Here is a 12,013-nt window from a genome sequence, read left to right as displayed (position 1 = left end):
CTTCCTGTCGGGTTGCGCGTCAGCCGGCCTACAGGCCCAGCACCAGGCGGGCGATGATGCCCTTCTGCACTTCGGTCGTGCCGCCGTAGATCGAGGTCTTGCGCATATCGGCGTAACCCGCGCCGGCCGCGGCGGCCATCTCTGGCCCTGGCCCGTGGCCGTCGTTGTCCGCTTCCAGCCAATCGGGGTCGTAAGGCCAGGCATCCGGCCCCGCCACTTCCATTTGCAGCATGGCCAGATCCTGCTGAATCTCGGAGCCGCGTATCTTCAGCACCGACGCTTCCGGCCCCGGCGTGCCGTCATTGCTGGACGCCACGCGCAACAGCAGCATTTCCAGCGCCATGATGTCCACTTCGATGCGCGAGATGCGGTCGCGGATACGGTTGTCGGCCAGCAGCGGCAAGCCGTGCGAACGCGCGCGCGCAGCCATGTCCTTCAAGATGCCCAGCTCGCGATGGCAATGGCCCAAGCCGGCGATGCCCGTGCGCTCGTGGCCCAGCAGATACTTGGCGTACGTCCAGCCCTGGTTCTCTTCGCCCACCAGGTTCGACACCGGCACCCGCACGTTTTCCAGCCAGACCTCGTTCACATCATGGCCGCCGTCCAGCGTGCGGATGGGGCGCACCGTCACGCCCGGCGAGCGCATGTCCAGCAACAGCATCGAGATGCCGCGCTGCGCGCGCGCGTCGGGGTCGGTGCGGACCAGGCAGAACATCCAATCGGCGTACTGCGCCAGCGTGGTCCAGGTTTTCTGGCCGTTGACGATGTAGTCATCGCCCTCGCGCACGGCGCGCGTTTTCAGCGACGCCAGATCAGACCCGGAACCCGGCTCGGAATAGCCCTGGCACCACCAGTCTTCCACGCGCAGCATGCGCGGCAACAGGCGGGCCTGCTGTTCGGCGCTGCCGTACTTCATCAGCACCGGGCCGATCATGGACAGGCCGAAGGGCAGCAGACGCGGCGCACCGGCCTTGAAGCATTCCACTTCGAAGATCAGACGCTGCAACGCGTTCCAACCCGTGCCGCCGTGTTCGACGGGCCAGTTGGGCGCGCCCCAACCCTGATCCGCCAGGATGTTGTGCCAGCGCACATAGTCGTTGCGCTCCAGCCGCTGATGCCGCAGCACCTTGTCGCGAATATCGTCCGGCAGCTTCGAGATGGCGAACGCGCGCACCTCGTCGCGGAATTGGCGCTCTTCGGGCGTCCAGGTCAGGTTCATGGTCTACCTCCTTTGCCCGGTATCTAGCCATGGCCGGTGCAGCCGGACAATCTGCCTCTTCCGAAGACCGGCTTCGCGCAGGATGTAGGGCGCCGCCACTACAGGCGCGCAAAAGGCCTGCTTCAGCAATGAAGAATGGCCGAACGCGGCGGCTGTGCCGACACTAGCAAGCGTCATCCACTGGAATCCCCTCCCACCATGACTGTTTCCGATCCCAAGGAAAGCGGGTTGCAAGGCGTCGAGGCGCAGTACCGCCAGGCGCTCGATCAAGGCCGCTTTCTTATCCAGCATTGCAACGGCTGCGACCGCGCCGTGTTCTACCCCCGCATGATCTGCCCGCATTGCGGCGCAGACAAACTCGATTGGGCCACGCCCGACGGACGCGGCACCGTTTATTCCACCACCGTCGTGCGGCGCAAACCCGAAGCCGGTGGCGACTACAACGTAGCGTTGATCGACCTGCAAGAAGGCGTGCGGCTGATGAGCCGCGTGGAAGGCGTGGCTCCGGGCGACGTACACATCGGCATGGCGGTGCGCGCCCAGGTCGCGCAACAGGATGGCCACGGCCTGGTGATCTTCGTACCCAACAAGGAGGCGGCATGACGCTTAATGATCTACGCGGCGCCGTCGCCGTGGCCGGTGTGGGCCACGCTGGCCTGGGGCAAGCCACGGGCTACACCGAAATGGAAATCCTGGTACAGGCGGCGCAACGCGCCGTGGCCGACGCCGGGCTGACGATGCGCGACATCGACGGCATCTGCACCGCCAGCGTGGCGGCGCCGATGTGGGCGATGCCGGTCATCGAACACCTGGGCATCCGCCCCACCTTCATCGACAGCACCATGCTGGGCGGCTCCAGCTTCGTTGCGCACCTGATGCCGGCGCTGCATGCGCTGGCCTCCGGCCAGTGCAACGCCGTGCTGGTCTGCTATGGCAGCACGCAACGCACGTCCACGCTGAGCCGCGCCGAAGTCGGCCGCGTCCGCAAGCAGTTCGACCCCCAACCCTACGAAACGCCCTACGACCCGCTGAGCCCATTGTCGTCTTATGCCCTGGCGGCCGCGCGCCACATGCACCAGTACGGCACGCGCCGCGAACATCTGGCGCAGGTGGCGCTGGCGGCCAACCAGTGGGCGCAGTTGAACCCCGAGGCGCAACTGCGCGAACCCGCCACGCTGGACCAGATTTTGTCCGCCCGCATGGTGTCAGACCCCTTGAGCGTGCGCGACTGCTGCCTGGTCACCGACGGCGCGGGCGCCTACGTGCTGGTGCGCGCCGACCGTGCGCGCGACCTGCCGCGTCCGCCCGTCTACGTGCTGGGCAACGCCACCGCCGTCTGGAACCGGCAGATCTCTTCAATGGAAGACCTGACGGTGACCGCCGCCGCCGAATCCGGCAAGCGCGCCTTTGCCATGGCGGGCGTAACGCCCAAAGAGATCGACGTTGTCGAGCTCTACGACGCCTTCACCATCAACACGCTGCTGTTCCTGGAAGACCTGGGCTTCTGCGCCAAAGGCGAAAGCAAAGACTTCATCGCGGACGGCGCCATCGCCCCGGGGGGCAGGCTGCCCGTCAACACCAATGGCGGCGGCTTGTGCTGCGTGCATCCCGGCATGTACGGCGTCTTCATCATGATCGAAGCCGTCAGGCAGCTACGCGGTGAAGGTGGCGCGCGCCAGGTCGCCAACGCCCAGCTTGCGCTGGTGCACGGCAATGGCGGCACGCTGTCCAGCCAATCCACCGCCATCCTCGGCACCCAAGCCACGCTTTGATTTCACCGGCGACTCCGATGTCTCACGCAGAACCCATCACCCGTATCCATCACGTGCTGGCGCAGCAAGCGCGCCAGCAGCCCGACTCCATCTGCCTGTACGAAGAAGGTGGCGGCACGCTGACGTACGCGCAGCTGTGGCAGCGCGTTCAAGCCGTGGCGGGCTGGTTGCGCGATCAAGGCGTGCAGCCCGGCCATCGTGTGCTGATGGTGGGGGAAAACTGCGCGGCGATGGTGGCGGCGCTGTTCGGATGCGGCGTCGTGGGAGCGTGGCCGGTGGGCGTGAACGCCCGTTTGTCCGCCCGCGAGGTCGACAACATCCGCCAGCATGCGCAGCCCGAGCTGCTGCTCTACACCACCGGCATCTCGGCGGCAGCGGCTGATCATGCGTCCGCCGCCGGCGCCGTGGATGCGGACGCGGCCGTCTGGGGGCCTGGCGTACAGGCCGCGCGCGCCAGCACGCCAACCCCAGCGGAAACCGGCGCGCTCGCGGCGGAAGTCGCCACCGTCATCTACACGTCCGGCACCACGGGCGCACCCAAGGGCGTGCTGGTGCCGCATCGCGGCCTGCTGCATTTTGCGCGCGTGTCGGCGGCATCGCGCCGCCTGACGCCGCACGACATCGGCTACGCGGCGCTGCCCATGTCGCACATCTTCGGCATCGCCACCGTGTTGATGGCCACCGTGCATGCGGGCGCCAGCCTGGTGCTGCGCAGCCGCTTCGATGCCGCCGACGCCTTCAACGCGTTGGCGCATCCCGGCGTCAGCATTCTGCAAGGCGTGCCCACCATGTTCAGCCGCATGATGGCGGTAGCCCCGCCCCGCGCAGAACTGCGCGCCCCTGCCCTGCGCTACGTGTACACGGGCGGCGCGGCGCTTGACCCGACGCTCAAGCGCGACGCCGAACGCTACTTTGGCGTGCCCATGCATCACGGCTACGGCATCACCGAATACGCCGGGTCGATGTTCATCACCAACATCGACGCGCCGCGCGACGATTGCTCGGCGGGCTATGCGGTGGACGGCGTCGAACTGCGCATCGGCAGCCCCGACGCGGGCGCCCCCACGCCCGGCGAACGCGGCGACATCCTGATCCGCGGCCCCGGCGTCATGCTGGGCTACTACCGCAACCCCGAGCAAACCGCCGACGCGCTGCTGCCCGGCGGCTGGCTCAACACCGGCGATATCGGCTATGTCGATGGCAGCGGCGCGTTGTTCATCGCGGGCCGCACCAAGGACTTGATCATCCGCTCGGGCTTCAACGTGTATCCCATTGAAGTCGAGTCGGTCATCAACGCCTACCCGGGCGTGCGGCTGTCGGCCGTGGTGGGGCGCAACACCGCTGACCAGAATGAAGAAGTCATCGCGTTTGTCGAGCCGCTGCCCGGCGCCACGATCGACACCAACCTGCTGGGCTTGCATCTGCGCGCGCAGCTGGCGCCGTACAAGCGCCCCGCTCGCATCATCCCCATCGACACGATTCCCACGACCGTCAGCGGCAAGATCCTGAAGCAGCCGTTGAAAGAAAGGCTGGCGTAGGCGCGGACTCGCTGTTCCGCTCCACGACCTGCCCCCTACCCCCAAGGAGACAACAGCGTGAACATCAAGACCCTATTCGCTACGGCCGCCGCCGTGGCGGCTTGCGCACTTGCGGCCCCCGCAAGCGCGGACGCCTACCCCGAACGCCCCATCCGCCTGCTGGTGGGCTACGCCCCCGGCGGCCCCGTGGACACCACGGCGCGCGTGTTCGCCAAGTACCTGGGCGACAAGCTCGGCCAGCCCGTCGTGGTGGAAAACCGTGCGGGTGCAAGCGGCATGATCGCCTCGGACGCCACCGCCAAGGCCACGCCCGACGGCTACATGCTGGGCTTTGCCGCCAGCCCCACATTGACCATGTCGCCGCTGGTTCAACGCAGCACGCTGTTCGATCCGCGCCGCGATTTCTCGTTGATCGGGCTGGTGGTCGACTACGCCAACGTGCTGCTGATCGGCCCGCAGATTCCCGCCAAGAATGTGGGCGAGCTTGTCAACTACGCGCGTTCGCATCCCGATGCCGTGTCGTTCGGCTCCGCCGGCATCGGCGCGTCCAACCACCTGTCTGCCGAACTCTTGAAGAAGCAGGCCGACGCGTCCATGCTGCACGTGCCGTACCGCGGCAACTCGCCCGCGATGATGGACGTGATCAGCGGCAAGGTGACGTTCATGTTCGACATCACCAGCACCGCCATCCCCTTCATCAAAAGCGGCAAGGCGCGCGCGCTGGCCGTCACGTCCAAGACCCGCAACCCGGAACTGCCCGACGTGCCCACGATGATGGAAGCCGGCATGAAAGACTACGAAGTGGTCGGCTGGTACGCGCTGGTCGGGCCGAAAAAACTGCCTGACGCGGTCTCCGCACGGCTCACGCGGGCGCTGGCCGACGTGTCCAAAGACCCCGCCTTCCGGCAAGCCATGACCGAAGGCGGCTACACCATCAACACGGGCGATTCCCAGGCGCTGCAATCCCGCATCGACCGCGAATACGCCCTGTGGTCTGACGTTATCCAAAGCGCCAACATCCAGGCCAACTGACCCCCGCTGACCCTTACCGGAGCCCACAGATGCATCCTCCGCTTGCGCTACACGCCCAGACCCGCCTGCCCATCATCGGCGCCCCCATGTTTTTGGTCTCCGGGCCAGAGCTGGTCGTGGCGCAATGCGCAGCGGGGATCATCGGCACCTTTCCTTCCCTGAATGCCCGCCCGCAAGAGCAGCTGCAAGACTGGATCACCCGCATCGAAGACGGGCTGGCGGCCAAGCGGCGCGCCGATCCGTCGGCCAAGGTTGCACCGTATGGCGTGAACCTGATCATCCATCCCAGCAACCCGCGCTGGCAGGGTGACCTGGCCATCTGCGCGGAACGGCGCGTGCCGCTCATCATCACGTCACTGCACGCACCCGAAGCGGTGGTGCGCGCGGTGCATCCCTATGGCGGGCTGGTCTATCACGACGTCACGAACGTGCGGCACGCCAAGCGCGCGCTGGAAGCGGGCGTTGATGGCCTGATCCTGGTTGCCGCGGGCGCGGGGGGCCACGCGGGCCAGATCAATCCGATTGCGCTCGTCAATGAAATCCGCGCGTTCTACGACGGCCCGCTGGCGCTGTCGGGCTGCATCAGCCACGGCAAAGACATCCTGGCCGCCCAAGTGCTGGGCTGCGACTTCGCCTACATGGGCACCCGCTTCATCGCCACGCAAGAATCGCTGGCAGGCGAGGCGTATCGCGAAATGGTGCTGCAAGCGCAAGCGGCCGATGTCACCTACACGCCCTACTTCTCGGGCGTGCCCGCGAACTATCTGTCGGCCAGCATCCAGGCCGCCGGACTGGACCCGCTGGTGTTGGCCAAGAACGGCGAGGCGCCGCCCGCCAACATGGACAAGAACTCACGGCCCAAGGCTTGGAAAGATGTCTGGAGCGCCGGCCAGGGCGTGGGCGCAGCGCAAGAGATCCTGCCGATAGCGACGCTGGTGGATCAGTTGGAATTGGAATATCGCAACGCGCGCAAAGCAGTGATGGGGGCTTGATCACCACAAGGCGGTGATGGCAGCTTGATCACCACAAGGCGGTGATGGCAGCTTGATCACCTCCTTGCGGTGAGGGGACTTGATTCCCCTTCCCGCCCCTACTCCAGCTTGATGTTTGCCGTCTTGATCAGGTCGCGCCACTTCACGATTTCATCGCGCACGAATTCGCCGAACTGCTCGGGCGTTCCTGGTTTCGGCTCGGCGCCCGCCGCGATCATGCCCTTGGCCGTGGCGGGGTCTGACAGCACCTTCACCATGTCGGCGTTCATGCGTTTCACGATGTCGGGCGGGGTGCCCTTGGGCGCCATCACGCCGCTCCAGGAATAGGCTTCGTAGCCCGGCAGGCCGGACTCGGCGATGGTCGGCACATCGGGCAGCATGCTGGACCGCGTGGGGTTGCCTACGCCCAGCGCACGCACCTTGCCGCCCTTCAAGTGCGGCACGGCAGACGGGCCATCCGCGAACATCACTTGCACCTGCCCCCCCAACAAGTCCTGCATGGCGGGAGCGCTGCCGCGATATGGCACGTGCTGGATGCGTATGCCGGCCATGGCGTTGAAGAGTTCGCCCGCCAGGTGCGTGCCGCCGCCCGTGCCCGACGAGCTGAACGACAGCTTGCCGGGGTTCTGCTTGGCGTACGCGATCAGTTCGCTCACCGTGTTCACGGGCAGTGACGCATTCACCACCAGCACGATGGGGAACACCGCCGCCATGCCCACCGGCACGAAGTCGGTGGTGATGTCGTACGTCAGGTTGGTGCGCAGGCTGGGCAGCACCGCATGGTGAATGGACGCGAAGAAAAAGTTATAGCCATCGGGTTCGGCCTTGGCCGCGAACTGCGCGCCGACGATGCCGCCCGCGCCTGACTTGTTGTCCACAACGGTGGGCACCGACCACAGCTGGCCCAGCGGCTGCGTGGTGAAGCGCGCGGTGGTGTCCACCGGGCCGCCCGCAGGAAAGGGAACGATGAACGTGACGGCGTGGCCCGGCCAGGTGGCGGCGCGGGCGGCCTTGGGGAACAACACAGGCAAAGCAGCGGCGGCGCAGGCGGCGCCCAGCCCCGCGACGACGCGGCGGCGTTGAGGATCGATCACAGCAGTCTCCTGATTCTTGGTCTTGTTCACGGTCAAGCGTTCAGAACTGCTGCCCGCCGCTCTTATTGGCTAGCGTGTGTTTGCTAACTCTTTTTTATTATTTTCCGAGCGCCCGGATTCGCCGCTACATATTTTCAAAAGCCCCTCTTTCGCAGCGCACCTGGGTTCGCTGACCGAACAGGATTTTCCCTATGGCGATGCGCGGATACGACATCCGGCGCACGCCAAAAGGACGATGGCAAGTTAGGACAACGTCCCGATGCTACTGCCCGCGCGCCGCGCGCTGCACGTGTTCGATGAAGCACTCGGCAAAGCTCGGCAAGTCGCGGCCGCGTTGCCGGCACAGCAGGCGGTCACGCAAGGCCCAGGGGTCGTCCAGCTTCAGCACATGCAAAGCGTTGGGGCGGCTGTAGCGGGCGGCGCACGCGCGTGGCACCACGGCAATGCCGGCACCCGCTTCAACCATGCGGCAGACCGCTTCGAAGCTGCCGACGTGCACGCGCTGGCAGATGCGCTTGCCCAGACCGCTGGCAATGTCTTCCAGGAAGGTCTGGATGGCGCTGTCGGGATGGATGCCCACGAACTGGTAGGCGTCGACCAGGTCTGCAAAGTGCGCCGACTGTGACGCGGCCAGCGGATGATCCAGCGCCGTCACCACCGTGAGTTCGTCGCGGAACAGCGGCGTGACGTCCAGGCCTTCGACGTCGATGTTGCCCGCCACCAGGCCAAGGTCTCCCGCCCCCGCGCGGATGGCAATGACGATGTCGCCCGAAATTTTCTCTTCAAGCTCGACGTCCACGTCAGGGTTTTCCGCAAGAAACGTGGACAGCGCATCGGCCAGGAACGAGTTCGTGGCGGTGGTGTTGGCCAGCAATCTCAAGCGTCCCTTTAACCCGCTGGCATAGGGTTGCAGATCGGCGTTCAGGCATTCCAGTTGCCGGAAGACGGCATTGGCGTGCTTGAGCAGCACTTCGCCCGCGGGCGTCAGCGCCACGCCTGTAGCCAGCCGCACCAGCAGGCGCGCCTTGAAGGCTTCTTCCATGTGCTTGACCCGGGCGCTTGCCGCCGGCAAGGACAGGAACGTGCGTTCCGCCGCCCGGGTCAGGTTGAGTGTTTCGCCCACGTTCAGAAACAAACGCAGGTCCGTCAAATCATGTCTCATGTTCCACCACGCAGAAGGGGGGCATTTCTAATTTTGAATTCTTCGAATGCCGGGTCGAATCTACCATGGTGTTTTCCCGTGAACCAGACCGGTTGATGCGGAACTGTTTTCCACAAACGGCGCACGCGCCGCAGCAAAGGAGTCGATTCAATGAGCGGCATGGTTTCCGGAAAGGTAGTGGTCGTCACGGGCGCGGGCGGCGGCATCGGGCGCAGCATTGCGCTGGCGATGGCGCAGGCGGGCGCCAAGGTGGTCGTGAACGATATCGGCGTATCGCTCACCGGTGAAGGCGGCGCCGAAGGGCCTGCGCAAGCGGTCGTGAAAGAGATTATTTCGGCGGGTGGCCAGGCCGTGGCCAACACCGATAGCGTGGCGGCGTATGACAGCGCCAGCCGCGTGGTGCAGACCGCGATCGACGCGTTCGGCCGAATTGACGCCGTCATCAACAACGCGGGAAATTTGCGCGACCGGGTTTTCCACAAGATGAGCGAAGAGGAATGGCGTCAGGTGATTGACGTGCATCTGAACGGCTCGTTCTACATGAGCCGCGCGGCCGCGCCCTATTTCCGCGAGCAGGAATCGGGCGCCTTCGTGCACATGACGTCCACCTCCGGCCTGATCGGCAACTTCGGCCAAGCGAATTACGCCGCCGCCAAACTGGGCATCGTGGCGCTGTCCAAATCCATCGCGCTCGACATGGCGCGCTACCACGTGCGCTCGAATTGCATCGCCCCCTTTGCGTGGAGCCGCATGACGAGTTCCATCCCCGCCGAAACAGACGAAGAAAAGGCGCGCGTCGAAAAGCTGAAGAAGATGGAAGCGGGCAAGGTCGCGCCGATGGCGGTGTATCTGGCCAGCGACGCGGCCAGCGAGATCACCGCGCAGATCTTCGCCGTGCGCGCCAACGAAATCATGCTGATGAGCCAGCCGCGGCCGCTGCGCACGGTGCACAACAGCGAAGGCTGGACGCCGGAACGTATCGCCGAGATCGCCGTGCCCGCCATGCGCAAGCACTTCTATGCGCTGGAGCGTTCGCCTGACGTCATCGACTGGGACCCCATCTGAGACCGCCATGCCGCTGGATTACGCAACCGTGAAGGATTGGCGCTTTGACGAGGTCCGTCAGCGCTATGAGCAGAAAGACACCATGCTGTACGCGCTGGGCATCGGCCTGGGGCAAGACCCGGAAGACGCCAGCCAGTTGCGCTACGTCTACGAAAAGGACTTGCAGGCCTTTCCCACGATGAGCGTGGTGCTGGGCTACCCGGGCTTCTGGGTGCGCGAGCCGCGCGCGGGAATCGACTGGGTGAAGGTGGTGCATGGCGAGCAACGGCTGACAGTGCATGCGCCGTTGCCGGCATCCGGCATGGTCACCGGCCGCAGCCGCAACACGCACGTGATCGACAAGGGCGCAGACAAAGGCGCCATCGTCATCACCGAGCGCACGCTGCATGGCGAAGACGGCACGCATCTGGCCACCTTGCAGCAAAGCACCTTCTGCCGGGGCGACGGCGGTTTCGGGCAAGGCGACGCCAGCCCCGAACCGTTGCCCGCCGCGCCGGATAGCGCGCCGGACCTGCGTTGCGAGTTGCGCATTCCGCCCAGCGCGGCGCTGCTCTACCGCTTGAACGCCGACCGCAATCCGCTGCACGCCGACCCCGACGTCGCGAAGCAAGCGGGTTATCCCCGGCCCATTCTGCATGGGCTGTGTTCGTATGGCGTGGCGGCGCACGCCATCGTGAAAAGCTGCTGCGATTACGACGCGTCGCGGCTGACCAGTTTGAACACGCGCTTCTCGGCGCCGGTGTACCCCGGCGAGACGCTGCAATGCGATATCTGGCGCATGCCGGATGGGCAGATCCGCTTTCGGGCGCGAGCGCGCGAACGCGACATCGTGGTCATGAGCCACGGCACCGCGACGGTGCAATCATGACGCGGCCGCCCGCGCTCGATGGCATCCGCGTGCTGGATTTGTCACGCATCCTGGCCGGCCCCTGGTGCACGCAAAACCTGGCCGACCTGGGCGCCGACGTCATCAAGATCGAACGCCCGCGCGTGGGAGACGACACGCGCGCCTGGGGGCCGCCTTACTTGAAGGATGGCGACGGCCAGGACACCAGCGAATCCGCCTACTACCTCAGCGCCAACCGCAACAAGCGTTCGGTGGAAGCCGACATGGCCACGCCCGAAGGGGCGGCGCTGATCCGCGAACTGGCGGCCGTCAGCGACATCCTGGTTGAGAACTTCAAGGTGGGCGGGCTGGCCAAGTACGGGCTGGACTACGACAGCCTGAAAGAAATCAATCCGCGCCTGATCTATTGCTCGGTCACCGGCTTCGGGCAAGACGGGCCCTTCGCGCAACGCCCCGGGTACGACTTCATGATCCAGGGCATGGGCGGGCTGATGAGCATCACCGGCGAACGCGATGATCTGCCCGGCGGCGGCCCGCAGAAGGCGGGCGTGGCGGTTACCGACATCGTCACCGGCATGTACGCCACCGTCGCCATCCTGGCCGCGCTGCAAGAGCGCCATCGCAGCGGGCTGGGCCAGCATCTGGACATTGCCTTGCTGGATTGCCACGTGGCGCTGCTGGCCAACCAGAACTCGAACTATTTCAACTCGGGCGTGGCGCCCACGCGCGCGGGCAACGCGCATCAGAACGTGGTGCCGTATCAGGTGTTCGCGGCCAGCGACGGCCATCTGATTGTGGCGACGGGCAACGAATCGCAATACCGCGCGTATTGCCGCGCCATCGGCGTGCCAGAGCTGGGCGACGACCCGCGCTTTTGCACTAACCGGCTGCGCGTCACGAACCGCGAATTGTTGATTGGCATGTTGACGGCCATCATGCAGGAAGGCCGGCGCGACGACTGGATCGCCAAGCTGGAAGCGGTGGGCGTGCCTTGCGGTCCGATCAACAACATCGCACAGGCGTTTGCGCATCCGCAGTCGGAAGCACGGCAGCTGCGCCGCGATCTGCCGCATCCGTCAGGCAGCACGGCGCCCGTCACGGCCAGCCCGTTGCGGTTCTCGGGGTCGCCCGTGGTGTACCGGCGCGCGCCGCCGCTGCTGGGCGAACATACGGACGAAGTGTTGCGGGACGTGCTGGGGAAATCGGCCGAGGCCATTGCCACATTCAAGACCAAGACCTTGGGCGGCGCCTGACGCGTTGTCGTTATCGTTATCGTCACCCCCAAAAAAAAC

11 protein-coding genes are annotated in these 12,013 nt (G+C 65.7%); 8 read left to right on the top strand and 3 right to left on the bottom strand.

Annotation, left to right across the window (positions count from 1 at the left end; translation table 11 throughout):
* Positions 1-28: 28 nt before the first annotated feature.
* Entirely contained in the window at positions 29-1,219 is a 1,191-nt protein-coding gene (locus HV765_RS20305; RefSeq protein WP_054420577.1) for an acyl-CoA dehydrogenase family protein, read from the bottom strand.
* A 198-nt stretch (positions 1,220-1,417) separates the two neighbouring features.
* On the opposite strand from HV765_RS20305, the gene HV765_RS20300 reads away from it, so the two are divergent.
* The 5 genes from HV765_RS20300 to HV765_RS20280 are packed head-to-tail and all read left to right on the top strand — an operon-like array spanning position 1,418 to position 6,553.
* Positions 1,418-1,822, top strand: coding sequence for a Zn-ribbon domain-containing OB-fold protein (locus tag HV765_RS20300; RefSeq protein WP_054420576.1), 405 nt, complete (start codon positions 1,418-1,420; stop codon positions 1,820-1,822).
* A complete protein-coding gene (locus HV765_RS20295) occupies positions 1,819-2,991 on the top strand; it encodes a thiolase (RefSeq protein ID WP_175170765.1) in 1,173 nt (390 codons plus the stop codon). The genes HV765_RS20300 and HV765_RS20295 overlap by 4 nt, the downstream gene beginning before the upstream one ends.
* A 17-nt stretch (positions 2,992-3,008) precedes the next feature.
* The gene (locus HV765_RS20290) at positions 3,009-4,529 is read left to right on the top strand and encodes a class I adenylate-forming enzyme family protein (RefSeq protein ID WP_175170764.1); all 1,521 of its coding nucleotides are present in this window, start codon (positions 3,009-3,011) and stop codon (positions 4,527-4,529) included.
* 57 nt (positions 4,530-4,586) lie between these two features.
* Positions 4,587-5,561 (top strand): Bug family tripartite tricarboxylate transporter substrate binding protein, encoded by a 975-nt coding sequence (locus tag HV765_RS20285; protein ID WP_054420573.1) that lies wholly within the window; start codon positions 4,587-4,589, stop codon positions 5,559-5,561.
* 29 nt (positions 5,562-5,590) lie between these two features.
* The gene (locus HV765_RS20280; RefSeq protein ID WP_175170763.1) at positions 5,591-6,553 is read left to right on the top strand and encodes an NAD(P)H-dependent flavin oxidoreductase; all 963 of its coding nucleotides are present in this window, start codon (positions 5,591-5,593) and stop codon (positions 6,551-6,553) included.
* Between the two features lie 98 nt (positions 6,554-6,651).
* Here HV765_RS20280 and HV765_RS20275 read toward each other — a convergent pair whose 3' ends face one another.
* Positions 6,652-7,647, bottom strand: coding sequence for a Bug family tripartite tricarboxylate transporter substrate binding protein (locus HV765_RS20275; RefSeq protein ID WP_054421340.1), 996 nt, complete (start codon positions 7,645-7,647; stop codon positions 6,652-6,654).
* A gap of 262 nt (positions 7,648-7,909) precedes the next feature.
* Complete coding sequence (locus HV765_RS20270) at positions 7,910-8,809, bottom strand: LysR family transcriptional regulator (protein ID WP_054420571.1); 900 nt, start codon at positions 8,807-8,809, stop codon at positions 7,910-7,912.
* 150 nt (positions 8,810-8,959) lie between these two features.
* Here HV765_RS20270 and HV765_RS20265 point away from each other — a divergent pair, with 150 nt between their 5' ends.
* The 3 genes from HV765_RS20265 to HV765_RS20255 are packed head-to-tail and all read left to right on the top strand — an operon-like array spanning position 8,960 to position 11,974.
* Complete coding sequence (locus HV765_RS20265) at positions 8,960-9,874, top strand: SDR family NAD(P)-dependent oxidoreductase (protein WP_054420570.1); 915 nt, start codon at positions 8,960-8,962, stop codon at positions 9,872-9,874.
* Positions 9,875-9,881: 7 nt separating this feature from the next.
* Complete coding sequence (locus HV765_RS20260; protein WP_054420569.1) at positions 9,882-10,742, top strand: MaoC/PaaZ C-terminal domain-containing protein; 861 nt, start codon at positions 9,882-9,884, stop codon at positions 10,740-10,742.
* Positions 10,739-11,974 (top strand): CaiB/BaiF CoA transferase family protein, encoded by a 1,236-nt coding sequence (locus HV765_RS20255; protein WP_175170762.1) that lies wholly within the window; start codon positions 10,739-10,741, stop codon positions 11,972-11,974. The genes HV765_RS20260 and HV765_RS20255 overlap by 4 nt, the downstream gene beginning before the upstream one ends.
* Positions 11,975-12,013: the final 39 nt, after the last annotated feature.

The organism is Achromobacter kerstersii (genome assembly GCF_902859595.1).
GTDB classification, from domain to species: domain Bacteria; phylum Pseudomonadota; class Gammaproteobacteria; order Burkholderiales; family Burkholderiaceae_B; genus Achromobacter; species Achromobacter kerstersii.
Note: the sequence above shows the minus strand (reverse complement) of the source record. Positions and strands in the feature narration are given on the sequence as shown.